Source organism: Streptomyces sp. NPDC008092, from assembly GCF_042957285.1.
In the GTDB taxonomy this organism is placed as follows: Bacteria; Actinomycetota; Actinomycetes; order Streptomycetales; family Streptomycetaceae; genus Streptomyces.
The window spans coordinates 214,219-239,038 of the sequence record NZ_JBIBHY010000010.1 but is presented as its reverse complement, the minus strand read 5'-3'; the positions used below and the strand labels follow the sequence as shown (position 1 = coordinate 239,038).

General features: G+C 68.7%; 24 protein-coding genes. 9 read left to right on the top strand and 15 right to left on the bottom strand.

What is annotated here, in order from left to right:
- Positions 1-74: 74 nt before the first annotated feature.
- On the bottom strand, positions 75-1,061 hold the full coding sequence (locus tag ACFZB3_RS30990) for an aldo/keto reductase (RefSeq protein WP_391381047.1): 987 nt from the start codon (positions 1,059-1,061) through the stop codon (positions 75-77).
- 359 nt (positions 1,062-1,420) lie between these two features.
- Between ACFZB3_RS30990 and ACFZB3_RS30985 the strand changes: the two genes are divergently transcribed.
- On the top strand, positions 1,421-2,278 hold the full coding sequence (locus ACFZB3_RS30985; RefSeq protein WP_365340732.1) for a helix-turn-helix transcriptional regulator: 858 nt from the start codon (positions 1,421-1,423) through the stop codon (positions 2,276-2,278).
- Positions 2,279-2,304: 26 nt separating this feature from the next.
- Here the strand turns inward: ACFZB3_RS30985 and ACFZB3_RS30980 are convergent, their stop codons facing one another.
- From ACFZB3_RS30980 to ACFZB3_RS30950, 7 genes are all read right to left on the bottom strand, one after another.
- Complete coding sequence (locus ACFZB3_RS30980) at positions 2,305-3,264, bottom strand: amidohydrolase family protein (protein WP_365340734.1); 960 nt, start codon at positions 3,262-3,264, stop codon at positions 2,305-2,307.
- A gap of 57 nt (positions 3,265-3,321) precedes the next feature.
- Positions 3,322-4,908 carry a Na+/H+ antiporter gene (locus ACFZB3_RS30975; protein WP_365340736.1) on the bottom strand — a complete coding sequence of 529 codons (1,587 nt, stop codon included), beginning with the start codon at positions 4,906-4,908 and terminating at the stop codon, positions 3,322-3,324.
- 67 nt (positions 4,909-4,975) lie between these two features.
- Positions 4,976-5,347, bottom strand: coding sequence for a DUF2255 family protein (locus ACFZB3_RS30970; protein ID WP_365340738.1), 372 nt, complete (start codon positions 5,345-5,347; stop codon positions 4,976-4,978).
- A 78-nt stretch (positions 5,348-5,425) separates the two neighbouring features.
- The gene (locus tag ACFZB3_RS30965; protein ID WP_365340740.1) at positions 5,426-5,851 is read right to left on the bottom strand and encodes a nuclear transport factor 2 family protein; all 426 of its coding nucleotides are present in this window, start codon (positions 5,849-5,851) and stop codon (positions 5,426-5,428) included.
- Positions 5,852-5,865: 14 nt separating this feature from the next.
- The gene (locus ACFZB3_RS30960) at positions 5,866-6,882 is read right to left on the bottom strand and encodes a zinc-dependent alcohol dehydrogenase family protein (protein ID WP_365340742.1); all 1,017 of its coding nucleotides are present in this window, start codon (positions 6,880-6,882) and stop codon (positions 5,866-5,868) included.
- A 36-nt stretch (positions 6,883-6,918) separates the two neighbouring features.
- Positions 6,919-7,326, bottom strand: a complete 408-nt coding sequence (locus tag ACFZB3_RS30955) for a cupin domain-containing protein (RefSeq protein WP_365340744.1) — start codon at positions 7,324-7,326, stop codon at positions 6,919-6,921.
- 97 nt (positions 7,327-7,423) lie between these two features.
- Positions 7,424-7,756 (bottom strand): carboxymuconolactone decarboxylase family protein, encoded by a 333-nt coding sequence (locus tag ACFZB3_RS30950; protein WP_365340746.1) that lies wholly within the window; start codon positions 7,754-7,756, stop codon positions 7,424-7,426.
- Positions 7,757-7,985: 229 nt separating this feature from the next.
- Here ACFZB3_RS30950 and ACFZB3_RS30945 point away from each other — a divergent pair, with 229 nt between their 5' ends.
- Both ACFZB3_RS30945 and ACFZB3_RS30940 read left to right on the top strand, forming a co-directional pair.
- On the top strand, positions 7,986-8,867 hold the full coding sequence (locus tag ACFZB3_RS30945) for a helix-turn-helix transcriptional regulator (protein ID WP_365340748.1): 882 nt from the start codon (positions 7,986-7,988) through the stop codon (positions 8,865-8,867).
- A gap of 202 nt (positions 8,868-9,069) precedes the next feature.
- Positions 9,070-9,927 carry a helix-turn-helix transcriptional regulator gene (locus ACFZB3_RS30940; protein ID WP_365340750.1) on the top strand — a complete coding sequence of 286 codons (858 nt, stop codon included), beginning with the start codon at positions 9,070-9,072 and terminating at the stop codon, positions 9,925-9,927.
- A 34-nt stretch (positions 9,928-9,961) separates the two neighbouring features.
- Here the strand turns inward: ACFZB3_RS30940 and ACFZB3_RS30935 are convergent, their stop codons facing one another.
- Positions 9,962-12,007 (bottom strand): MDR family MFS transporter, encoded by a 2,046-nt coding sequence (locus tag ACFZB3_RS30935; RefSeq protein WP_365340752.1) that lies wholly within the window; start codon positions 12,005-12,007, stop codon positions 9,962-9,964.
- A gap of 338 nt (positions 12,008-12,345) precedes the next feature.
- On the opposite strand from ACFZB3_RS30935, the gene ACFZB3_RS30930 reads away from it, so the two are divergent.
- From ACFZB3_RS30930 to ACFZB3_RS30915, 4 genes are all read left to right on the top strand, one after another.
- Entirely contained in the window at positions 12,346-13,611 is a 1,266-nt protein-coding gene (locus ACFZB3_RS30930) for an MFS transporter (RefSeq protein ID WP_365340754.1), read from the top strand.
- A 47-nt stretch (positions 13,612-13,658) separates the two neighbouring features.
- The gene (gene zwf, locus ACFZB3_RS30925) at positions 13,659-15,053 is read left to right on the top strand and encodes a glucose-6-phosphate dehydrogenase (RefSeq protein ID WP_365340756.1); all 1,395 of its coding nucleotides are present in this window, start codon (positions 13,659-13,661) and stop codon (positions 15,051-15,053) included.
- A 116-nt stretch (positions 15,054-15,169) separates the two neighbouring features.
- Positions 15,170-16,408 (top strand): MFS transporter, encoded by a 1,239-nt coding sequence (locus ACFZB3_RS30920; RefSeq protein WP_365340758.1) that lies wholly within the window; start codon positions 15,170-15,172, stop codon positions 16,406-16,408.
- Between the two features lie 55 nt (positions 16,409-16,463).
- Entirely contained in the window at positions 16,464-17,426 is a 963-nt protein-coding gene (locus ACFZB3_RS30915) for an SDR family NAD(P)-dependent oxidoreductase (protein ID WP_365340760.1), read from the top strand.
- A gap of 174 nt (positions 17,427-17,600) precedes the next feature.
- Here the strand turns inward: ACFZB3_RS30915 and ACFZB3_RS30910 are convergent, their stop codons facing one another.
- From ACFZB3_RS30910 to ACFZB3_RS30890, 5 genes are all read right to left on the bottom strand, one after another.
- On the bottom strand, positions 17,601-18,533 hold the full coding sequence (locus ACFZB3_RS30910; protein ID WP_365353090.1) for an NADP-dependent oxidoreductase: 933 nt from the start codon (positions 18,531-18,533) through the stop codon (positions 17,601-17,603).
- A gap of 150 nt (positions 18,534-18,683) precedes the next feature.
- Complete coding sequence (locus tag ACFZB3_RS30905; protein ID WP_365353089.1) at positions 18,684-19,553, bottom strand: helix-turn-helix domain-containing protein; 870 nt, start codon at positions 19,551-19,553, stop codon at positions 18,684-18,686.
- A 170-nt stretch (positions 19,554-19,723) separates the two neighbouring features.
- Positions 19,724-20,422: a type 1 glutamine amidotransferase domain-containing protein gene (locus tag ACFZB3_RS30900; RefSeq protein ID WP_365353087.1), complete on the bottom strand. Its 699-nt coding sequence runs from the start codon at positions 20,420-20,422 to the stop codon at positions 19,724-19,726.
- Positions 20,423-20,452: 30 nt separating this feature from the next.
- Complete coding sequence (locus ACFZB3_RS30895) at positions 20,453-20,845, bottom strand: nuclear transport factor 2 family protein (RefSeq protein WP_365353086.1); 393 nt, start codon at positions 20,843-20,845, stop codon at positions 20,453-20,455.
- A gap of 148 nt (positions 20,846-20,993) precedes the next feature.
- On the bottom strand, positions 20,994-21,905 hold the full coding sequence (locus ACFZB3_RS30890) for an alpha/beta fold hydrolase (protein ID WP_391381033.1): 912 nt from the start codon (positions 21,903-21,905) through the stop codon (positions 20,994-20,996).
- Between the two features lie 180 nt (positions 21,906-22,085).
- Between ACFZB3_RS30890 and ACFZB3_RS30885 the strand changes: the two genes are divergently transcribed.
- Positions 22,086-23,033: an NADP-dependent oxidoreductase gene (locus ACFZB3_RS30885; protein WP_365353083.1), complete on the top strand. Its 948-nt coding sequence runs from the start codon at positions 22,086-22,088 to the stop codon at positions 23,031-23,033.
- 222 nt (positions 23,034-23,255) lie between these two features.
- On the opposite strand, the gene ACFZB3_RS30880 is transcribed toward ACFZB3_RS30885, so the two are convergent.
- A complete protein-coding gene (locus ACFZB3_RS30880; protein ID WP_365353081.1) occupies positions 23,256-23,711 on the bottom strand; it encodes a MarR family transcriptional regulator in 456 nt (151 codons plus the stop codon).
- Between the two features lie 73 nt (positions 23,712-23,784).
- On the opposite strand from ACFZB3_RS30880, the gene ACFZB3_RS30875 reads away from it, so the two are divergent.
- Positions 23,785-24,576, top strand: a complete 792-nt coding sequence (locus ACFZB3_RS30875; protein WP_365353080.1) for an SDR family NAD(P)-dependent oxidoreductase — start codon at positions 23,785-23,787, stop codon at positions 24,574-24,576.
- Positions 24,577-24,820: the final 244 nt, after the last annotated feature.

Genomic DNA, 24,820 nt, shown 5'->3' with positions numbered 1-24,820 from the left:
GAACGCGATCCACCGGACCGCTGAAGTCGACGGCCTGCTCATCGAGCAGGCCACGACGCACATGTCCCCGTTGGCTACTTGTCCAAGAGTGACATGTGGTGCTCGTTGTAGCGGTCTCCCTGGATCCCGATCCGGCCGGCGAGTTCGTCGAGGTCGGCCAGCTCGTCGGCGGACAGCGGCAGTTGCGTGGCACCGACGTTCTCCTCGATGCGCGCACTGCGCCGGGTTCCCGGAATCGGAACGATCGACGGATGCTGCGCAAGCAGCCAGGCGAGTGCCACCTGCCCCGGTGTGGCGCTCTTGCCCTGCGCGAGCGACTTGATGTGTTCGACGAGAGCCAGGTTCGCCGTCCGGTTCTCGGCTGTGAACCGTGGAATGGTGGTGCGGACGTCGTTGGCCGCGAACGGCGTCGAGGCGTCCAGTGTCCCGGTCAGGAACCCCTTGCCGAGCGGGCTGAAGGGTACGAATCCGATGCCGAGCGATGTGCACGTCGGCAGGACCTCTGGCTCGGGGTCCCGGGTCCACAGCGAGTACTCGCTCTGCACCGCCGTCACCGGGTGGACCGAATGGGCACGCCGAATGGTCTCCGCACTGGCCTCCGAGAGCCCGAAGCAGCGGACCTTGCCCTCCCGTACGAGCTCGCCCACCGTGCCCGCGATGTCCTCGATCGGCACCTCCGGGTCAACGCGATGCTGGTAGAAGAGGTCGAGCCTCTCGACCCCGAGCCGTTTGAGGGAGGCCGTCGCGACGGAGCGAATCTGCTCGGGCCGGCTGTTCAGTCCGACGACCGAACCGTCCTCGATGCGGAATCCGAACTTGGTGGCGATAACCACTTCGTCGCGCACCGGAGCGAGGGCCTCTCCGACGAGTTCCTCGTTGACGTATGGTCCGTACACCTCTGCGGTGTCGAAGAACGTGACCCCCCGATCGACGGCTCCACGAAGCACGCCGATCATGTCGCTCCGGTCACCGGGGTTCGGACCGTAACTCTGGGACATGCCCATGGCGCCGAGGCCGATGGCGGATACCTGCAGGTCGCGCCCGAGCGTTCGCGTGTGCATTCTTCCTCCTGGGTATTGTTTTTGAGCCGAATATTTCGGCGTTTATTCCTGTATTTCAGGTTTCGATCCTTCAATCACTGTACCCCGCGCTCGATCTCCCAAGGGGGTAAGGAATCTTCCCCGGATAAATCCCTCCCCTGTACAGGGTTGGGTGACCGTGCATGAGTGCCGAATTCATGGCTTCAGTGAAGAAGCGGAGACAACGCTTACGTCACTACGTCCGCGACCGAACCGCTCCCCCGTTCACTTCGTCGTCCGTGTCCCCGAAGGCGTCGGGTAGATCGGGCGGAGCGAGGACGTACCACTGGTGCCCTGGGTGTTTACTCTGCAGGATCGCAACAGCATGCGAAGCTGTGGATGTGCGACGCAAGCCGGGCGGGGAAGAACTGGGGGACTTCCTGAAGGCGCGCCGGGCACAGCTGAGTCCGGGCACGGCCGGTTTGCCCGACACCGCTGAGCCCCGGCGGGTTCCCGGCCTGCGCCGGGAGGAGGTCGCCCGACTCGCGGCGATCAGCACCGACTACTACACCCGGCTCGAGCAGGGCCGTGTCCAGGCGTCGGGGGCCATCCTGGAGGTGCTCGCGCAAGTGTTCCGCCTCGATGACGACCAGCGCGAGTACCTCCTGACCCTGGCGGGGAAGACCGCCCCGCCCACGGCCGGCCGGAACACTCGGCAGGAGGTCCGGTCGCAGATGCGGCACCTGCTCGACGACCTGACCCTGACCGCGGGATTCGTCATCGGCCACCGCACGGATCTCCTGGCGTGGAACGCCATGGCCGAGGCTCTGGTGATGGACTTCGGACGTGTCCCCGAGGAAGAGCGCAACTACGTGCGCCTGGTGTTCACCGAACCCGCCATCCGCGTGCTGTACCGGGACTGGGAGTCCATGGCCCGTCTGGCTGTGTCCCACCTGCGCATGGACAGCAGGCGCGACCCCCGCGACCCACGGCTGACAGCGCTTGTCGAGGAGCTTTCCGCGCTGGATCCGCAGTTCCGGCTCTGGTGGACCTCGCATGACGTCGCCGCGCGGGCCGGCGGCACCAGACTGCTTCGCCATCCCGTGGCCGGTGACCTGGTCCTCGAACGCTCCACTTTCCTGTGCGCCGAGGACCCCGGGCAGCAACTCGTCGTGTGGACCGCCGAGCCCGGCAGCCCGACCTCCGACGCCTTGCGTCACCTGGCGTCCACGATCGGGCCGGCGCCGTCGCGTGCGTGATCGCGTTGAGTGGCGGCGCTCCCCGTTCAGCGCGGGGCCTGCGGGAACAGGCGCCGGGCGTTCGCTGCGGTGAGTGATCGCCACGTGGCACCTTCCGCCGGTGGCTCGGCCGCGTCGATCGCCGCGATGTGGGCGTCGGCCAGCGGCGCAGGCGTCCAGCAGTAGTCGCTGCCGAAGAGCACGCGGTCAGGGCCGACCAGCTTCAGCAGCGCGGGAACCTGGCGTGGGAAGGCCGTACCCGCGATGTCGTAATACAGGGCGCTCAGCTGCTGCACGGCGTCGAGCGGGGGTGCCTCCTGCGAAGGCACGAAGAGCTGCATGAACTCCTTGATGCGGTCGGCCAGGACCGGGATCGCGCCACCGCAGTGCGGGACGATCACCCGCAGGTCCGGGTGACGTGTCAGGACGCCCGCCATCACCAGGTCCGTGACGGTGCGGGCCGTGTCGAAGATGTACTCCACCATCGGACGCGGCCTGCCGAGGGCGGACTGCTCCCAGCACACGGGAGAGGTGGGGTGCAGGAAGACCACGGCCCCCCGACGGTCCAGCTCCGCGAACACCGGGTCGAGGCGTGCGTCGCCCAGGTACACCCCGTGGGTGTGAGTCAGCAACGCCACACCGTCGGCGCCCAGTTCGTCGAAGGCGAAGGCGATCTCCTCCAACGCGCCGTCCACGTCCGGCAGCGGAAGCGATACGAAGTTGCCGAAGCGGCCCCCGTGGTCGCGCGTCACTTCGGCGGTGTACTCGTTGACACGCCGGGCGAGGAGACGGGCCGCCCTGTCGTCGCCGAAGTGCACGCCGGGAGAGGACATGGAGAGCATCGCGGTCTCGATGCCGTTGCGGTCCATCAGATCCAGGTGGTCTCGTACGGACCACGCGGGCCAGCCGCCCATGCCGTCGGGGTGGGCGTGGCCCGCCGCAGTCGCCTGCTGGACGTAGAAGTCGGGGAGGAGATGGGCGTGGACGTCGATGAGGCCGGAGGTCATGGCTGAAGGACTCCTTCTCGGGGGGCTTGGATCGGCGAGGCCGGCTGTACGCTGCGCCTACTCCACCTGCTCGCCTCCCGCCAGCCTGACCTCTTCGTTGTCCAGGGCCGCCTGGAGCCGGCGCAGCACGGTGTCGTCGATCTGAGACTCGTCCCTCAGGCGGACGACGGTCGCGCGCTTCGTGCCGATCAGGGCGAGACGAAGGTCGGTGTAGTGGCGGTTGTGGAGCAGGGCGGGATCGTCGTCGCTGCCCGCGCCCCTTGCTCGTACGGTCGCCAGGTTGGCCTCGTACTCCTGCCGCAGCCACTCCATGACCTTGGGGGTCGTGCCCAGTTCGGTCGCGAGCTGCGGCAGTGCCTTGATGGCTTCCTCGGTCGCCGTCGTCTCGGCGAGGATCTGTTCCTCGTCGACGGAGGTGTCGCGGGGCAGCCGGGCCCAGCGCACCACGCCCGGCAGCAGTAGCCCCTGCACCACGAGGGTCACCACGATGACGCCGGAGGTGACGAAGACGATGAAAGCCCGGCCGGGGAACGGCTCACCCGAGTCGAGGGTCTCCGGCACGGACAGTGCCACCGCCAGTGACACCGCGCCCCGGAAGCCCGCCAGCCCGCTGACCACTCGTGCCCGGTCGCTCATCCTCCGCAGTCGCTGTTCGGGACGCCGGTCGATCGCGCGGACCAGGTACGTGGAGGAGAACAGGAACACGAACCTGACAGCGACCAGGACCACGCTGACCGCCGCGATCGCGATGAGGGCGTCCCTGAGGTCGGCCCGGCTCAGGTGGCGCAGCGCGTACTGCAGTTCCACTCCGACCAGGACGAACAGGGCGCCGTTGATGATGAACGTGGCCAGCGGCCAGAAGGCCAGTGCCTGGCGTCGGTGCTCGGCCCGGATGAGGCTGGGCGCGACCTGGGCCATGATCAGGCCGCTCACCACGACCGCCAGGACACCTGAGGCGTGTATCAGCTCGGCCAGCAGATACGCCGTGAACGGCGCCAGGATCATGACGAGGTTGCCGAGCAGGGGATCCTCCAGCCGGCGTCTCAGGTTCATGTTGACCCAGGCGACCGCGACGCCGACCGCGGCCCCGCCCCCGTAGGCCAGCAGGAACAGCGCGCCGACATACGGAAGGGTGAGGTGCTCCTCGCCCACGGTGAAACCGACCGCCAGGCCGTAGATCACCAGCGCGGTGCCGTCGTTGACGAGGCTTTCCGCACGCAGGACCGTGATCTGACGGCGCGGCAGGGAACCTGCCAGGGCGCTCACCGCTGTGGCGTCGGTGGGCGCCACGGCCGCGCCGAGGGCCCACGCCGGCCCCCAAGGCAGCCCGAGTGCGTGCCCGGCGACGGCCACAGCCCCTGCGGTGAGGATCACCAGCACCGTGCTGAGCAGGACGATGCCGCGCAGGTTCGTCCGGATCTCCCGCATCGACGTGGTCAGGCTCTCCCAGTACAGCAGTACGGGGAGGAAGAGCAACAGGACCACTTCGGGCGGGAGTTGGGTCTGGCGGACGGCCGGGACGAGACCGATGAGGGCGCCCACGACCAGGAGCACGACGGGGGGTGCGACACGGAAGTGCTGTCCCAGGACGTTCCCCACCAGCACGGCCGCACCCAGGACGACGACGAGTTCGAGACCGAGCATGACACTTACTCCTGTGCGGGGCCGACCGGTGGTGGCGGCTCAGCGGCTTTGATCGGGATCGTCCTGGTCATCTGGGTAGCAGCCGCAGCGTCGTGGAGCGTGCCGCCACCATGGGATCGACGTAGGCGCCGCCGAACCGGCCGTACTTGCTGCGGTAGGCGGCGTCGACGCGGTCGTTGGTCCCGGAGTCCGGCACCTCGGCGAAGGTGACGTCCTTGTCGACCCCGCCGGAGCGGACGTGTCCCATGTGGGTCGCGCGGGCGGTGCGCCACCAGCCGCCGTCCCTACCGCGGAAGGAGCGGACGTACAGGTCGTCACCGTCGCGGACGACCCAGATCGGCACCGGCTCGCGCAGCGTGCCGTCACGCCGGAGCGGGGCCATCTCCAGTTCGTCGGACTTGGCGATGCGGTCGAGTTCGTCGCTCGTCCAGGTCGTCATCGGTGTCTTCCAATCCTTGTGATCCGGTGGGAGAGAAGCCCGTCAGGTTCGTCGAGCGGGTTGCCGGAAGACCCGTGGTCAGGTGCGGGTGGCGGTGGGCGGCTCACCGAGGTGGGTCCGGGTGATGCCGAGTGAGTCCTCGAAGACGCGATAGTCGGTGATCAGGCCGTCTGTGACGGTGAAACGCAGGATCATCTCGCTTTCGAGTACCAGTCCCGAGGGATGGAACCGGGAGGCGTACCGGCCCGGTGCCAGGACCCGCCCGTCGGCCTCCACCATGGTCCCCAGTTCGAATGCGAGCGGCTCGACGGCCGCGAAGAACGCGGTGAGGGACTGCCGGATCTCCTCCGGCCCGGTGCGGCTCCCGGCCCAGGGGGTCAGTGCCGGGTCGCCCGGGATCGTCCAGGTCGCATCGGGTGCGAGGTAGGAGAGGATGCGTTCCGTGTCGCGTGTGCCGAAGGCCTCGAAGTACGCCTCGACGGTGGTGATCGCTGCGCTGGTCATGGCCGGCTGTCCGGTCAGGGACGCAGCAGCGTCTTGATGGCGCGGCGTTCGTCCATGGCCTTGTAGCCTTCGGCCGCCTCGTCCAGGGGCAGGGTGAGGTCGAAGACCCTGCCCGGGTTGATACGGCCGCTGAAGACGCGGTCGATCAGATCGGGAAGGTAGGCGCGTACGGGGGCGGGGCCGCCGCGCAGGCCGACGTGGGAGAAGAAGAGCTCCTGGCCGTCGATCTGTGTGCCGTGCGGAAAGCCGACGAAGCCGACGTTGCCGCCCGGGCGCGCGGACTGCAGGCCCTGGTGCATCGACTCCTGCGTGCCGACGCACTCGAGTACGGAGTCGGCGCCGATGCCGTTCGTCAGTTCCTTGACACGGGCGACGCCTTCCGCACCGCGCTCGGTGACGATGTCGGTGGCGCCGAACTCCAGGGCCAGCTTCTGCCGGGCCTCGTGCCGGCTCATGGCGATGATCCGCTCGGCCCCCAGTTCCCTGGCGGCGATGACCCCGGACAGGCCCACCGCGCCGTCACCGACCACGACGGCGGTCGAACCGGGTCTGACCTCGGCGGCCTTGGCCGCGTACCAGCCGGTACCCATGACGTCGGACAGGGTCAGCAGGCTCGGGATCAGTTCCTCGGCCGGCTGCTCCGGAGTGGCGACCAGGGTGCCGTCGGCGAGGGGGACTCGGACGTACTCGGCCTGGGCGCCGGTGACCCACTGCGCGTGCTGGCAGGAGGTGTGGTACCCGGCCTGGCAGATCGGGCAGGTGTTGTCCGAGGCGACGAACGAGCCGATGACGAACTGGCCGGGCCTGACGCTGGAGACGTCGCTGCCGACCTCCTCGACGACGCCCACGTACTCGTGGCCGATCGGCTGCGGCTCGGCGACCGGCAGGACACCCCGGTAGCTCCACAGGTCGGAGCCGCACACACAGGCGGCGACGGTGCGGATGACGGCGTCCGTCGAAGCCGTGATCTTGGGCTCGGGGGCGTTCTCCACCCGGATGTCACCCGGCGCGTGAATGATGGTTGCTCGCATGGTGCCTTCCCAGCTCTTGTCGTGTCTGTCGTGGTGTCAGGGGCGGGTACGGGTGCTGACGCGCGGGCCGTTGTAGACGTCGTCGGTGACGTGTTCGAGCCAGGTGGCGTCGTCCGTCTCCCAGAGGGCGAGATGGGTCATGAACTGGTCCGGCGCGGCACCGTGCCAGTGCTCCTCACCCGAGGGCGTGTGGATGACGTCGCCGGGGTGGGCTTCGATGAGGTCACCGCCGCGGGACTGCACCAGTGCGATGCCCTCGACGATGTAGAGGGTCTGGCCCAGGGCGTGGGAGTGCCAGGCGGTGCGGGCGCCGGGAGTGAAGCGGACCATGTTGGCCCGTATCCGGGAGGGTTCCTCGCCGCGGTGGATCACGTCGGCGTAGGCGGCGCCGGTGAACCACTCGGCGGGAAGCTTCATGGTGGGAGGCGGCTTCAGCAGTTCCATGGGATGTCGTCCCTCTGGTGTGGTGATTTCACCGGCCCGTGCGGCGGAGGCGTGTGGGGGAAGAACGTCAAGTGGGGTGCGTCCGGGCGGAGAGGCGTCAGCCGGACTGGTCGGCGTTCTCAACGATCTCCTTGAGCTGCGTCATCGCGGTCATGGCGTTGGGCCATCCGGCGTAGAAGGCCAGATGGGTGAGGGCCTCGATCAGCTCGTCCTTGGTGACACCGTTCTCCAGCGCCTTGCCGAGGTGGAAGCCGAGCTGGTCGGTCCTGTACAGGGCGACGAGAGCGGTGACGGTGACCAGGCTGCGGTCACGCGGGGACAGGCCCGGCCGCTCCCAGATGTCACCGAACAGGACCAGGTCGGTCACCTCCGCGAGCTTGGGGGCGAACTCCTGGATGACCGGCGGCGCGAACTTCTTCCGTTCGGACATGGGATGGTACTCCTAGCGTGTTTTCGCGTGGGGGATTCAGGCCGCTGCTGAAGGAGGTGACATCCGGCGGTGATATTCGGAAAGCAATTCATCCCGAGGCTCACCGTCCGACTTTCTCTGCCGTCTTCGCGCGACCCCGCGAAGGGAGAGTTTCATCCGCAGAATCACTTATCCAGGGGAGAGATTCCTACCCCCCTCCCGGAGACCGAGCGGTGTCACACTGGCTGTCATGACGAGCGAGGCGCGTCTGAATGAGCTGGGAGAATTCCTGAAGGCTCGGAGGGCCGAGTTGAGTCCGCGCACCGCCGGTCTGCCCGACACCGGGGGCCGACGTGTGCCCGGCCTGCGCAGGGAGGAGGTCGCCCTGCTCGCCGCCATCAGCGCCGGCTACTACACACGGCTGGAGCAGGGCCGCATCCAGCCGTCCGCGTCGGTGCTGGCCGCTCTCGCCCATGTCCTGCGTCTGGATGATCACCACCGTGCCCGCCTGTTCGAGTTGGCAGGCCGGCGCAGGGCGGGACACCGCCGACGGGCCGCGCAGAAGGCGCAACCCCAGTTGCGCCGCCTGCTCGACGATCTCACCGCGAGTCCCGGTGTGGTGATCGGTCGCCGGATGGACATCCTCGCGTGGAATCCGCTCGCTGCCGCGCTGCTCACCGACTTCGCGAGGGTGCCTGAAGACCGGCGTAACTGCGTCCGCATCCTTTTCACCGACCCGTTCATGCGGACGCTGTACGCGGACTGGCGGGCCGTCGCGCGCGGCAGCGTGGCGCATCTGCGCACGATGGCCGCGAAACACCCGGACGATCCGCGACTGAACAGCCTGGTCGGCGAACTCTCCATGCAGGACAAGGACTTCGGTCAGTGGTGGGGAAGCCGTCACGTGCCGTCGCGCAAGTTGGGCGCGAAGAGGTTCCACCACCCCGTCGTCGGCGAACTCGTCCTCGACTGGGACACGTTCACCGGCAGCGCCGATCCCGACCAGCAACTCGTCGTCTGGACGGCGGAGCCCGGCACGCCGTCGTACGACGGCCTGCGCGCCCTCGCCTCGCGGGCCGCCGGTCGGCTCGGCGGACCCGAGGCCGGTGAGGGCCACCGACCCCGCCTCTGACCGCCGGGTGCCTGCAGCAACGCGGACTCCCGACCGGGGCGGACGCGATCATTCCCCCGCTCAGGTTCTGTCGCAATCCGGTCGTTTTCCTGATCGGGGAGCCGGAAGAGCCGGCCCGGGACCACTGCACAAGGTGAAAGCCGTTCCCTGGGAGGAAATTCTCCCCCTCTTTTTCCGGTGGTGTGCTGCGACACTGGCTGCTATGTACAGCAACGTACCTTTGACTGACCTGGGAGACTTTCTGAAGGTGCGCCGGGCGCAGCTCAGCCCACGTACCGTCGGACTGCCCGAGTCCGGGGAAGCCCGGCGGGTACCGGGGCTGCGCCGTGAGGAGGTCGCCCAGCTCGCGGGGATCAGCACCGACCGCTACGCGCGGTTGGAGCAAGGGCGTGGCCCGGTGTCGAGGTCGGTGCTCGCCACACTCGTCAGTGTCCTGCACCTCGACGACGATCAGCGTGACCGCCTGTTCGAGTTGGCCGCGAGCGGCGAGCGCGAACCGCGGCGCCGGGCGGCGCAGAAGGTCCATCCGCAGCTCAAGCGTCTTCTTGAAGAGTTGACGGAGACGCCCGCGCTCGTCTTCGGCCGTCGCATGGACATCCTTGCCTGGAACGCCCTGGCAGCCGCTCTGCTCACCGACTTCGGCCGGGTCCCCGAGAAGAAGCGCAACTACGCCCGGATGCTCTTCACCGACCCCGCCTTCCGGGAGCTCTACCTCGACTGGAGGACGAGCGCACGGACCTGTGTCGCCCATCTGCGGCTGGAGGCCGCGAGGCACCCCGGCGACCCCGAACTGGCCGCACTCGTCGGCGAGTTGTCAGTGGCCGACGCCGACTTCCGGCAGTGGTGGGCAGGGCGGCAGATGACCGGCCTGCGGATGGGCACCAAGAGGGTGCGTCACCCGGTTGCCGGCGACCTCACCCTTGACTGGGACAGCCTGACCTGCACCGCCGCCCCCGCGCAGAAGCTGGTGATCGCGACCGCCGAGCCCGGGACCCCGTCCCACGACGGACTGCGTTTCCTGGCGTCGTGGACTGCGGGTTCGGATCAGCCGGCCCGGTGAGCGGCAGCCCGAAAGACACGGGCTGCCCCGGCGATCATGTGCGGCGGGCGTGGTCCCTGGGCACCGACGTCTGCGGCCGCTCCCCGTCTGATCCCGACAGCTGTGAGGACAGCTCCTCGACCAGTTCGACCAGATCCGTCGGCCGGTCGGGTCCCCACCAGTCGCCGAGCAGTTCGGCGAAGGAGGCCTGGCGGGCTGCCGAGAGTTTTGCCGCAGCCTCGCGCCCCGCGTCGGTGAGGAACAGGTCCATGCCCTCCCGTGTGGCCAGGCGCCGCTGTTCGATCTGCTGCAGGGCGTCCTCGATCACCGGCAACGGCACTTGGCTGTACTGGGCGAGCCGCGTCGGTGACAGCGATTCCTCCGGTCGCAGTGCCCGCAGCAGCAGCCAGCTGGACGCGGGCAGCAGGTCGTATCCGGCCATGGCGGTGATCTTCTCGTAGATGCCGCGCCGTCCGTCCCGCGACCCGAGTACGGACAGGGCTCGCTGTACCTCCTCACGTGAGGAGCGGTGCACGGGGTGGACGCTGAGGGTCTGCGCCATGTCGGGCGCGGTGACCGAGCCGCGCAGTCTGTCCTCCTTGAGGAGCCAGGTCAGGGCGAAGGCGAGCAGGACGATCGGGGCCGCATAGAAGAACACGTCGGTGATCGACGTGGCGTACGCGTGCAGCACGGACGGGCGCAGCTCGGGCGGGAGCCCGGCCATGGCACGTGGGTCGGACTCAAGCGCGGCGGCCGACTGCGACTGCGCCGAGCCCGTGAACACGTCGTGCAGCTTGTCGTCGAGCCGGCTGGTGAAGATCGTGCCGAACACGGCGACGCCGAACGCGGAGCCGATCGACCGGAAGAACGTCACCCCCGAGGTGGCGACGCCCAGATCCTCGTACGACACCGCGTTCTGCACGATCAGGACGAGCACCTGCATGACCAGGCCGAGCCCGAAGCCGAAGACAAAGAAGTACAGGCTCATTCCGAGGTCGCCGGAGGACTCTGTGAGCCGGTGCAGAAGCAACAGCCCTGCGGCGGTGATGGCGGTGCCGAGCACCGGGAAGATCTTCCAGCGCCCGGTACGGGAGACGGCCTGGCCCGACAGCGTGGACGTCAGCAGCAGTCCGAGCACCATCGGCAGCATGTGCACGCCCGACATGGTGGGCGACACACCCCGGACAACTTGCAGGAACGTCGGCAGGTAGGTCATCGCACCGAACATCGCGAAGCCGATCACGAAGCTGATCGCCGAGGAGAGCGTGAACGTACGGATACGGAACAGCTTCAGCGGAAGCACCGGTTCGGCGGCGCTGCGCTCGGCGAGCAGGAACCACACGAGCAGTACGGCGCCCAGGACCGCGGTTCCGATCAGCGGAGCCGACGTCCATCCCCAGGTCCTGCCGCCGAGCGAGGTCACCAGGATCAGGCAGGTCGCGACGGACGCGATGAGGAGCGTGCCGAGGTAGTCGATCCGGTGTTTCACCGCCCGGACCGGGATGCGCAGTGCGGCGGCGATCACCAGGAGGGCGACGGCGCCGACGGGCAGGTTGATGTAGAAGACCCAGCGCCAGCTGAGATGGTCCACGAACAGCCCTCCGAGCAGCGGCCCGAGGACGCTGGTGGCGCCGAAGACGGCACCGAACAGTCCCTGGTAGCGGCCCCGGTCCCGGGGCCGCACGATGTCGCCCACGATGGCCATCGACAGGACCATCAGGCCACCGCCGCCGAGGCCCTGCAGGGCTCGGAAGGCAATCAGCTGGGACATGTTCTGTGCGAGGCCGCACAGCGCCGACCCGATCAGGAAGATCACGATCGCGGCCTGGAAGAGCTTCTTGCGCCCGTACTGGTCGCCCAGCTTGCCCCACAGCGGCGTCGCGGCAGTGGAAGCGAGCAGATAGGCGGTGACGACCCAGGACAGGTGGTTCATTCCGCCGAGGTCACTGACGATCGTGGGCAGCGCGGTGGAGACGATGGTCTGATCGAGGGCCGAGATGAGCATGCCGAGCAGCAGCGCGCCGATGGAAACCCGCACTCTGTGCCGATTTCCCGCTGCCGGCTGGACGTCTGTCACTTCTTCGCCCACGTCTTGGGCCATTGCCGCCTCCTGAAGCCGGGTTCTACGTGACCTTTTCGGGCGCGGCAATACACCGGAATTCTCACATCGGGAAATTCTTGATGCTCGCCGGCGTCGCGCCACTGACGATAGCCGTCGGCCGCGAAGCGGGCATCGCCGTAAGGGGGGAGGAATTCATCCCCTGGTTGGCCGGTACCGGGGAGGGAAAGCGTCCTCTTTACTTATTTCTCGGCAGGGGGAAATTTATTGTCCGACGCAGGACCGCGTCGGTCGTAGCGCTTCTGGCCACTGCCGGCGGCCACTTCGCCGGCGGGCTGTGTCGCCCTGTCGGGTCTCGGGCCGAAGGAAGCGAGTCACTGATGACCAGGACCACACCCCCGCCGCGTACGGCATTCAGTCCCGCGACCGCAGCACGCGCAGGCATATGGCTTCCAGTCGCGCTGGTCGCTGCCTACTACGGCGCCTACATCGCGGTGATGTCGCCGCCCACCGTCAGCATGGCCCTGCGCGTGCGCGATGTGGTCGGCGAGGGTCAACGCGTCTCCACCCTGAGCACGGTGCTGTCCGTCGGCGCCTTCGCGGCGGCGATCGCCTCTCCGCTCCTGGGCGCCTTGTCCGACCGCACCACCTTTCGCCTGGGCAAGCGCCGGACCTGGTTGGTGATCGGCCCGCTCGTCGGACTCACCGGACTTGCCTGCATCGGCCTCGGCGGAACGGTGTGGCTGCTGGTCGTGGGCTGGGTGCTGGCACAGGCGGGCTGGTCGGGCACGCTGATGGCGGCGCAGGCCGTGCTGACCGAGCGGATCGAACCGGGAATGCGGGGCCGGGTGAGTGGTCTGATGGGCCCGGCCATGCCCGTCGGGATGGTCGCCGCGACCCTGTTGGTCAGCCTGTTGGACTTCAGTCCGGCGCTGATGTTGCTGGTCCCCGGTCTGATCGGGGTGGCCGGTGCGGCGCTGCTCGTCGCCGTGGTCTCCGATGCGCCCGCCGACAGAAGCACCCTCCCGCCCTTCGGCCCGCGGGAGTTCTTCTCCAGCTTCTATGTGAACCCGCGCCGCTATCCCGCCTACGCCTGGGCCTTCGCCAGCCGCTTCCTGATGTTCTCGGGAGTCTTCATCATCCTCACGTACCAGACGTACATCGTCTCGGACCGCGTGGGATACGCCGGCGACAGCACCGCCGGCAGGGTCTTCCAGTCCACCCTGCTGCTCGGCGCCGGATCACTGATGGCCTCACTGCTCTTCGGAATGCTCGACGACCGTACCGGCCGTCTCAAGCCCTGGCTGCGCCTTGCCGCCCTCGCGTCGGCGGCAGGACTCCTGGTCATGTGCATCGACAACTCCTTCGGGGTCTTCCTGACGGGCATGGTGCTCATCGGCGTCGCCCAGGGCGGCTACCTCTCCGTCGACCTGCCCATGGTCAGCCGCGTCCTGCCCGACCCCGAGCACGCAGCGCAGGAGCTGGGCGTCTACAACCTGGCCCTCGTCGTCCCGCAGATGCTCATCCCGCTGTACGGCTCGCTCATCGTCGGCTCCGGCGACGACTATCCGCCCCTCTTCGTCGTCGGAGCCATCTGCTCGGCCCTCGCCGTCGCCTCCCTCGCGGGCGTACGCGGCGTCAAGTGACCGCGCACGACACCCCGCTCAGGCCCCTCACGTTCTCAGGAGCGACCATGACGACCCCCACCCCCCGCGCGGATGCCCTCGTCCTCTTCGGCATCACCGGCGACCTCGCCAAGAAGATGCTGCTGCCCGCCTTGTACGACCTCACCCTCCAGGGCTTTCTCGACGTGCCCGTCATCGGCGTCGGCCGCAGCGACTGGGACGACGAACGGCTGCGGCGGCATGCGCGCGATGTGCTGAGTGCCGCCGAAGTCCCCCTGGACGAGGGTGTGTTCGACAAGTTCGCCGCGCTGTTGCGCTATGCCCGCGTCGACTACGGCGACCCCTCGACCTTCACCGCACTCGCCGGCCGGGTCCGGGCGTACGGCTTCCTGACGCACTGCGTCGCCCTGCCGCCGTCCACGTATCCCGTCATCGCCCAGCGACTGGCCGAAGCCGGTCTGGCCGACAACGCCCGGCTCGTCGTCGAGAAGCCCTTCGGCCACGACCTGCGCTCCGCCCGTGCCCTGCAGAGCGAACTGACCCGGCACTTTCCCGAGGAACGGCTGCGCCGCGTCGACCACTTCCTCGCCAAGGACGTCATCGAGGACCTTCTGACGTTCCGCTTCGGCAACACCGCCGTCGACGCCGTCCTGGACCGCCGCTTCGTGCGCAGCGTCCAGATCACCATGGCCGAGGACTTCGACGTGGCCGACCGCGGCGGCTTCTACGACGCGACGGGCTGCCTGCGCGACGTGGTCCAGAACCACCTGCTGCAGATGCTCGCCTACTTCGTCATGGACGCACCGCGCACGGGCTCGGCCGCGGACGTCCTCGACGAACGCATCCGAGCCCTCCGCGCCGTGCGCACCATCGGGCCCGGGAACTTCGTACGCGGTCAGTACGACGGCTACCTCGACGTCCAGGGCGTCAGGGCGGGATCGACCACCGACACCTACTGCGCCCTGCGCACGTGGGTGAACCTCGACCGCTGGGCCGGGGTTCCCTTCACCATCCGGGCCGGCAAGGCGATGGCGGCCACCGCCATCGAGATCGTCGTCGAACTCCACCGACCCGTCGAGGGCTACTACCACACCGCCGGCGCTCAGCAGGCCCCTCCGAACCTGTTGCGCTTCCGCATCAGCCCTCGCGCGGGCGTCACCTTCGATCTGCTCGCCCAGCACGAGGGAGAGGCCGACGAGGTCGACCAGGTCGCCGCAACGGTCGACTTCGCCCACCTCACCGGAAGCAACTCCGTCGCCTACACCCATGTCCTGGCCGACGCGATCACCGGCGACCCGCGCCGCTTCACCACCATGGACATGGTCGAAGAACTCTGGCGCATCGTCGGCTCCGTCCTCGACGTGCCCGGTGCGCCCCACCGCTACGACGTCGGCAGCTGGGGTCCGGCAGAAGCCGAGCACCTGGCCACCGACGGTCGCTGGCTACCCCTGGAACAGGCCTAGCCCGGCCCTGCTCCGAAAGGCCGGCCGACCGCCAAAGCCTCCACCGTGCCGTTGAACGGGCCCGCCTCACCCCGGCGGCGCCATCAGTCGGCCCGTACTCACCTGGACACCCGCCCATGGCCAAGCCGGACACCCCCACGCCGCTCAGCGCGAGCGCCCCCGCCGCAGGGGACAGGAACACGATGAGCCGCGGCCTGACACTGCTGTTCGCGATCGCCGGCGGCACCGCGGTCGCCAACCTCTACTGGGCACAGCCGCTGCTCGACTTCATCGGGCGCGACCTGAACGCCTCCACCGCGTCGGCAGGCTGGCTCGTGACAGCCACACAGATCGGTTACGCGGCCGGTGCCCTGCTGCTGGTGCCGCTCGGCGATGTCCTCGACCGGCGCCGGCTCATCCCCGGGATGATGCTCTGCGCGGCCCTCGCCCTCATCGCCTGCGCACTCGCTCCGTCCATCGGCTCGCTCCTGGTCGCGACGACCCTTCTGGGCCTGACCACCGTCAGCGGCCAGTTGCTCACCCCCCTCGCCGGTGACCTCGCCGACGACACCAACCGCGGGCGTGTGGTGGGAACGGTGGTCTCCGGGCTACTCATCGGCATCCTCACCTCCCGCACCATCAGCGGACTCATCGCGGACGCAGTCGGATGGCGCTCCGTCTACTTCACTGCCGCAGCGGTCTCTGTCGCCTTCGCGTTGTTCCTTCGCCGCGCGATCCCTCCACTCGCCCCCAAGGTCCACCTGCCCTACCCGCAGCTGCTGCTCTCGGTCTGGCAGGTGATCCGGCAGGAGCGCGCGGTGCGCTGGACCCTGTTCCTCGGCGCCACCGCCTTCGGCGTCTTCACCATGTTCTGGACCGGGCTGACCTTCCTGCTCAGCGCGCAGCCGTTCTCCTACTCGGTCTCCGCCATCGGCCTCTTCGGCCTCATCGGCCTGGCCGGGGCGCTGGCCGCCCGGCGTGCGGGGCGGCTCCACGACCGTGGCCGGTCCATGCCGGCGACCGGATGGGGATGGGCCGGGATCGTGGTCTCGTTCGTCGTCGCGGCCTTCGCCGACCGATCCGTAGCGGGGATCGTCGTGGCCGTCGTGCTGCTCGACATCGCCGTACAGGGCGTGAGCATCCTCAACCAGACGAGACTGTTCGCGCTCGCGCCCCAGGCCCGAAGCCGTCTCAACACGGCCTTCGTCACCTGCAACTTCCTCGGCGGCGCGGTCGGCTCCGCGGTCGCCTCCGCCTTGTGGTCCGCCGGCGGCTGGACCGCCGTCTGTCTGACCGGCGTCGGCCTCGGCTGCGTCGCACTCCTCGTGTGGGCCCTCGGCCGTCGCGGACCGCTCCTCCCCGAGAGAAGCGACTGAACACCCTCACCGCATTTCAGAATTTCTCCTCTGCTCTGATCAGGAGTGTTTCGGCATGACCACTGCACAGCACAAGATCGGCTCCGGTTTCGACGCCATGAGCACCGCCGACGACGTCCTCCAGGGCATCGACCTGAGCGGCAAGCTGGCGATCGTCACCGGCGGCTACTCGGGCATCGGTCTGGAGACCACCCGTGCGCTCACCCGGGCCGGCGCACGTGTCGTCGTCCCCGCGCGTCGGCCCGCGGACGCCCGAGGTGCGCTGGAGGGGGTCTCCGGCGTCGAGGTGGGCGAGCTGGACCTCGCCGATCTGGAGAGCGTGCGGGGCTTCGCGGAGCGGTTCCTCGCCTCAGGCAGGACGGTCGACTTCGTCATCGACAGCGCCGGGATCATGGCATGCCCAGAAACCCGGGTCGGTCCTGGCTGGGAGGCACAGTTCGCGGTCAACCACCTCGGCCACTTCGCTCTCGTCAACCGCCTGTGGCCGGCTCTCGAACCCGGCGGCGCACGGGTCGTCTCCGTCTCCTCCGGCGGCCACCACATGTCCGGCATCCGCTGGGACGACATCCAGTGGCAGCAGGGCTACGACAAGTGGCAGGCGTACGGGCAGGCCAAGACTGCGAACGTGCTCTTCGCCGTGCACCTGGACAGACTCGCCAAGGACTCCGGCGTCCGCGCCTTCGCCCTCCACCCCGGCGTGATCATCACGCCGCTCCTGCGGCACGTGCCCGACGAGGAGAAGGTGGAGTTCGGCTGGTTCGACGAGGACGGCGCGCTGCGCAACCCCGAGTTCTTCAAGACCCCGCAGCAGGGCGCGGCCACGCAGGTCTGGGCGGCGACCTCACCCCAGCTGGCCGACCTGGGCGGTCTCTACCTCGAGGACTGCGACGTCGCCGACCCCGCTCCCGCCGACGGTGAGATGCGCGGTGTGAAGGACTGGGCGATCGACCCCGGGCAGGCGGCGCGGCTGTGGGAGCTGTCGGCGGAGCTGACGGGCGTGAACGCGTTCGCCGTGTAGTACGGGTCCGCTTCCGGAGCCTGTACCAGCATGATGTGGTTCCTCTCGAAGGATCCACCTGGTGATCCGGTTCGGACTGCCACCTCACGGCTGTGGCCGGACGTCGTACGACGTCCGGCCACAGCCGTGAGGTGGCAGTGCGGGCCTCCGCCCCGTGCCCATACGTGTCTCGGATCAGAACGTCAGGACCAGTCGGCCCCGCACACCGCCCGCAGCGAGGATCCGATGCGCCTCGGCGGCCTGTTCCATCGGGAACGTCCTGGCGACCCGAAGAGTGATGCGGCCTTCCTCCACCTGCTGCCTCAGCCGGTCGAGCTTGGCACGCTCCAGGGCGTAGCGGAACACGACGATCGGTTCGTAGACGATGCCTCGTTCGCCGGGACCGTCGTAGCCGCGCAGGGTCACCACGCGGCCGCCGTCACGCACCGCGCGAGCGGTGAGTGCGCCGAGCGACGCGCCGTCGAGGAGTCCGTCGACGCCCTCCGGTACCTCGGCACGTACCCGGTCCGGGTACTCGGCGCCGCGAAGGAGGACGACGTCGGCACCCAGTTCTTTGACCAGGGTCTCGTCCTGCTCCGACGCGTCGGCCACCACCCGCAGGCCGTCCGCCTTGGCGAGCTGGACGGCGTAGCCGCCCACCGCGCCGGCCGCTCCGGTGATGGCGACGGTCTGCCCGGCCTCCAGGCCGAGCGTGTCCAGCGCCAGCCGCGCGGTCAGGCCGTTCATCGGCAGCGACGCGGCCTGCACGTCGCTTGCGCCGTGCGGGGCGCGGACCACCGACTCTGCCGGTACCACGACGTGCTCGGCGTAGGCGCCATGGGAGCCGTCGGCGAGCACGATCGCCATCACGTGGTCACCGACGCTCAGGTCCGTGTCCGTACCCGTGCCTATCTGCTCCACGACGCCGGCGGCTTCCATGCCGGGAACGAACGGCGGCCGGGCGTCGGGGGATCGGGCGGGTCCGCTGCGCTGAAGGGCGTCAACCGCGTTGACGGTCGCGGCACTCACCCGGATGCGCACCTCGCCCGGACCGGCATCCGGGACAGGCAGCTCAAGAACCTGAAGCACCTCCGGCCCACCGAATTCCGTGAAACCTACAGCCTTCATTCGAAGCACCTCGCTGTTTGCCATACGGTCGTTGAGGTGTCCGACCTTTCCGGCTCGCGTACGCCTGGAAAAGGGGAAGGTTCTTGGCTGGGATGCGGTCATACCGGGGACGCATCCTTCCCCCCCCGGCCCCAGCATGTGAGCGAGGGCTCAGTTGGCGGTGCCGGACGTCGTCGGTTTCTGGTCGGCGGTCCAGGAGGAGAGGAGGCGCAGCGCGTCGTGGGACGGGGAGCCGGGTTCGGCGTTCCACACGATGATGTGCTGGTCGGGGTCCGTACCACAGGTGAGCGTGTTCCAGTCGAGCGTCAGCTCGCCCACCACCGGGTGGCGCAGCTTCTTGATGCCCTTGCCCCGCATCGCCACGTCGTGTTCGGTCCACCACTGCCGGAACTGCGCGTCACGGGCGGAAAGTTCCTCGACCAGTGCGGTGAGGGGCTGGTCGTCGGGGTAGCGCGCGCTCTCCATGCGCAACTGGGCGATGGCCAGCCGGGTGACTTCCTCCCAGTCGACGTACAGCTCACGCATCCAGGGTTCGGTGAACAGCAGCCGCACGAACACACGCTCCTGCTCGGGGTAGCGCCCGAAGTCGGTCCACAGCGCGGCGGCGAGCCGGTTCCAGCCCAGGATGTCGGTGCACCGGCCGATCACGAAGGCGGGGGAGGCGGTGAGATCGTCCAGCATGCGCTGCAACTGCTCATCCACCTGCTGGCGATCGCGGTACACGGACGGGCGCACCCTCTCCTTCGCCGCGAGGTCGAAGAGGTAGGTGCGCTGGTCGTCGCCCAGGCGGAGCGCCTGAGCGATCTCCTCAAGGAGGGGGGCCGATGCCTGGAGCCGACCCTGCTCGATCCGGGTGTAGTACTCGGTGCTGATCGCGGCGAGGAGTGCCACTTCCTCACGGCGCAGACCCTTCACACGTCGCCGTTGCCCGCCGCGGAGGCCGACCTCGGAGGGGCTGAGCTCGGCCCGACGGGCCTTGAGGAACTCACCCAGCTCGTTCAGATGCGGGTTGCGGTTCATGACCTCCAGCCTGGCACAAACGCCGCATCCGGTGAGGGGGTCAGATCTATCCCCTGTCTGTTCGGCCAGCGGTGACGATCCCCTCGCGTTCGTGGTCGGTCCTGGAACGGGGCAGGTGGCCAGGTACGCGAGCGCGCACCTGGCCACCCACGGAGAGCACCGCCGGGTTGTCAGCTCAGTGCTTTGACGAGCTCATGGGCCAGGGGGACGGCCGAGTACGGGTTCTGACCGGTGAAGAGGGTGCGGTCGACTTCGACGTGCGGGGAGAACGGTTCGGCCTCGCGGTAGTCCGCCCCGAGCTCGTTGACGAGCCGGTCCTGCAGCAGCCACTTCGCGCGGTCGGCGAGACCGTTCTGCTTCTCCTCCGCGTTGGACAGGCCGGTCAGGCGGTAGCCGGCGAACGGGGACGTCCCGTCGGGGCCGATGGTGGCCAGCAGCGCCGCAGGGCCGTGGCAGACCAGGGACACGGGCTTGCCGGAGGCGAGCCACTCGGTGAGCAGCCTGCCGGATTCGGCGTTGTCGGGCAGGTCCTCCATCGGGCCCCAGCCGCCGGGGTAGAACACGGCCACGTAGTCGTCGATGTTCACGTCCTCGATGCGCATCGGGTGCGCCAGCTCGGTGGCCTCCCGCAGTGCGGTCCGCATGCGCTCGGCCCCTTCCTCGCCGCCGTTGAACTCAGGGCTCAGGCTGAGGGCGTCGGCCGTGGGCGGCACGCCGCCGGGCGTCGCCGCCGCGATCTCGTATCCGGCCTCCTTGAAGACCTGGTAAGGGCCGATTGCTTCCTCGGCCCAGAAGCCGGCCGGCTGGCGGGTTCCGTCGGCCAGCGTCCAGTGGTCGGACGCGGTGATCACGAAGAGGATCTTCGCCATGGAGGGTCTCCTGGTACTGGGGGGTGGGCCTCAGCCCTTGAGGGCTTCCTGGAGGATGTGGCTGTCGGCGGCCTGCCGCATGCTCACGGCCTTGCCGTCGCGGACGGTCCACAGGTGGATGAACCGGATGTCGGCCTTGTCCCCGGCCTGCGTCTCGGCGTGGTAGTGGCCGAACACGAAGACGTGGCCCTCGTCGTCCGCGTAGAACTCCTCGGGCACCGCGCCGAAGGATGCGATGTTCGGCATGGGGCTGCCGAAGAAGTTCTTCGCCACGTCGTCCCAGCCGTGGTACACGCCGCTGTTCGGGAAGCCGGGGGTGATGTCCCAGACGAGGTCCGGCGCCATCACCTCACTGGTCACCTCCGGCGCCATCCGGGATTCGTACACCCGGCGGATGAGGGCGAGGTTCGGAGAGTCGGACACTTTCACTCCTTGCGGGAATGGATCGGTTTGACAAAAGAGGGGAAGAGGTCCAGAGAGGCATGAGGAAAACGGCGCTCGGTACCGGCTCGAATGACTTTCTCCGGCGGGGCCGGTTTCCCGGCAAGTTTTTGCCCTTCTGGGTCAACCGCTAAAGGACGGCGAAGAACTTCACCATTTTGGTGATCGCTTGATCCACGTACTCAGGCACGTCGTACATGGCGATATGGGTCGCACCTTCGACGACGAACAGCTCCTTCGGGCCGTTGGAAAGCTCGTACGCCTGGTCGCTGAACACCTTGGTGTCCGCCTTGCTGCCCGCGATGAGGAGCATCGGCTGCGTCAGCAGTTCCGGAATCTGATCGAACGCCGAGAAGGCGAACATCTTGTCCATGCTGGTCAGCAGGAAACGGCCCTTCGAACGGGGATGCTGACCACGCGGGGTCCGGTAGTAGTCGTACCCCTCACGCAGCAGGTCCGGTGTGTTGTCGTCGATCTCCTCCAGCGTCTCCGGGACAAACGGGGCGTAGATCCGTTCTGCCCCCCTCGCCTCCTCGGTGCGCTGCCGGGCGACCATTTCCAGGGTCTTGATCTGCTCGGCCACCGGGGACGGGTGCCCCAGGAAGGCCCTGGAGCCTTCGCCCATCGGAGCCGCGCTGACCGTGGCCACCGCCTTGAAGCGACGTTCGGTCTGCGCCACGCTGATCGCGTAACCACCGCCGGCGCAGATACCGAAGACGCCCATCCGCTCGGTGTCGACGTACGGGAGAGTGGTGAGGAAGTCCGCCGCGCAGCGGGCGTCTTCCACTCTGGTCGTCGGGTCTTCCAGGAGGCGCGGTTGGCCGCCGCTTTCTCCCTGGTAGGAGGAGTCGTAGACCACGGTGACGAATCCGTGGGAAGCCAGCCGCTTCGCGTACTGGCCGATGGTCTGTTCCTTCACTCCGCCGGCCGGGTGAATGCCGACGAGGGCCGGGTACTTCTTTTCTTCATCGAAGTCGTCCGGCAGGTGGAGGTGTCCCGCTATTTCTACTGCCTTGTTCCTGAATGCAACAGTCTCGACCATGGCACCTGTCCCCTTGTCGCTCTCGACCCGCCAACGGGCGGTTCTGGAGCCATGATTCGCCGGAGGGGAGATGATGTCCACCGACGATGGGGGGAAGAAACTATCCCCTGGATATGAATCTCCGGGGTAAAAAAATTGGAGGGGGGAATGAGCCCGTCCAGAGGCGTGTTGCCCTGTGCCATGAGCGAAGTAGTAGTAGCAGGCGCGTACGGCGGCCCCGAGGTGTTGTCGGTGATCGAGGAAGCCGTCCCGGATCCCGGGCCGGGCCAGGTGCGCATCGCGGTGCGTGCCGCCGGCGTCAACCCGTTCGATCACAAGATGTACAGCGGCGCCTTCGGCACCGATCCCGCGAACCTGCCGATGCGTCTCGGCGCCGAGGCGGCCGGGGTGGTGACCGCGGTGGGTGCACACGCGAGCGGCCCCGCGGGTCCGATAGCGGTCGGTGACGAGGTGATCGCCTATCGCGCGCCCGGCGCGTACGCCGCCGAACTCGTCGTACCGGCCTCATCGGTCGTGCCGAAACCCGCCGCTCTTTCCTGGGAGCAGGCCGGAGGCCTGATGGTCACCGGCGTCACCGCCGTGCACGTTCTCGAAGCCATCGGCCTGCGCAAGGGTGAGTCGGTGCTCATCCACGGAGCCGCGGGAGGAGTCGGCCTGACAGCCGTGCAGCTGGCTGTCGCACGCGGTGCCACTGCCCTGGCGACGGCAAGCCCGGCCAAGCACGACCTGCTGCGCGACCTCGGAGCGATACCGGTCGCGTACGGGCCCGGTCTGGCCGACCGCGTACGGGAGGCAGCGCCTGACGGCGTCGACGCGGCGGCCGACCTGGTCGGCACCGACGAAGCGGTGGACGTCTCGACGGAACTCGTGGCGGACCGGGCCCGAATCGCCACCATCGCTGCGTTCCAGCGCGGGGGCCGGGCCGGCATCAAGCTCCTCGGGGGCGGGCCCGGCGCGGACCCCGGCACGGAAATCCGCGCCGCCGCCCGCCTGCGGCTCACGGAAGAGGCCGGGGCTGGGCGACTGCGTGTCCTGATCGCCGGCAGTTACCCGTTGCGGGAAGCCGCCGCCGCTCATCGCCAGATCATGACGGGCCACACCACGGGCAAAATCATCCTGGTGCCGTAGGACAAGGGGCGACGGGTCGGCCAAGGTGCACACTCTGGCCGACGCCGTACACGCGCCTGATCCCCTGAGGTTCTGTGCCAATGTCGTGGTGAGCCTGCTCCGCTGTTGCTTTTGCCCGCCGCGCCTGACGCGCTGTACGGCACGTGGGTCAGGCGAACCGGTACCGGTGGTGGGGTGAGGGTCGCGGCTCGCGCAACGAGTTGGCCGGCGCCGCGGCCCCTTTCAGACGTCGCGAACCGTCTTGGCTACCTGGTCCAGCAGTGTCCGTAGCTGCGTGGACTCGTCCCCGCCAAGGGTGTCGGTGATCTGCCGCTCGATGTCAGCGATCACTTCGTCGGCTGCGCGCAACGCCTCCCGGCCGGCGTCGGTGAGGTGCAGTTCCTGCACATGTCGGTGGCGAGGGTGCTCGCGCCGTTCCAGTAGTCCACGACCTTCCAGGCGTGCCACCAGTGAGGCGATGGCTTGGGGGGTCACGTTGAGGCGGCGGGCCAGCTCGGCGCCGGCCAGTCCTGGTTCGGCGTGCACTGACATCAGGAGTGTGTAGTGCGCGGCCACCATGCCCAGGGGACGCAGGCGCTGTTCCTTGAGTGCCTGCACGGCCAACTCCGCACGGCGCAGCGCCCAGCTCACCCGGTCCAACGCGTCGTGCCCGACGGGATCCTCGTCATTTGCTGCCACGCGGAGAAGAGTACGACACTTCACAACTATCAAGTGTTTGACACGACGCTAATGCTTGAGCATGCTTGGCCGCATGACTCGCACCATCGCTCTGATCACTGGCGCCTCCTCCGGTATCGGCGCCGCCTACGCACGACTTCTGGCGGCTGACCACGACCTCGTCCTGGTGGCGCGTCGTGCCGATCGGCTCGGGGACCTCGCCGAAGAACTGCGCTCCCGAGGTGCAGCCGTCGAGGTGCTGCCCGCCGACCTGGGCACCACGGACGGCATCGCTGCCGTTACCGACCGCCTGGCCGCCGGGGATGTACGCATGCTGATCAGCAACGCCGGCGCCGGCGGCTACGCCCCGCTCATCGACGTCGACCCAGCCGACATCCACACCCTGCTCACCCTCAACGCCGTCGCCCCCATCCAGTTGGTCCGCGCCGCACTACCCGGAATGCTCGCCGCGGGTGAGGGGACTGTGGTCACCGTCGCTTCGCTCCTCGCCTTCAGCGCGGGCATCACTGATCCGCGGGTGCCCCGACGCACCCTGTATGTCGCCGCCAAGGCAGCCACCCTGGGCTTCACCCGCACGCTCGCCGGTGAACTGGCCGACACCCCGATCCGCGTCCAGGTGGTGTGCCCCGGAATCGTCGCCACGGACTGGAACGGCGGTGCGGGCCGCGACCTTCCCTGGGCCATGTCGCCCGAAGACGTGGCGGCGGCCAGTCTGGCCGGGCTCCGTCTGGGAGAGACCGTGTGTGTGCCCGGACTGGAGGGCGAAGCGGTCACCCTCGACGCCTTGCTCGCCGCTGAGGCTGCCATGGTCACAGGTGGCAACCAGCCCACCCTGGCGGCTCGATACGTGGGGGCGCACGAGTAGTCGATCGGACACACGTCCCCTGATGGCGTGAGCGCGACAGTGCCCCATGCCTGGTGGGTCGTCAGTATCTAAACGTCACGGGGAAGTTGATCTGGTGCATCCGCGCCCACGCGGCAACCCGTCGCGGGGCGGCCCGCCGCCCCCCCCCCCCCCCCCCCCCCCGCCCGCCCCCCCCCCCCCGGCGGGGGCCCGCGCCCCCCCCCCCCCCCCCGGCCACCCCCCCCCCCCCCCCGCCCGGGTGGGG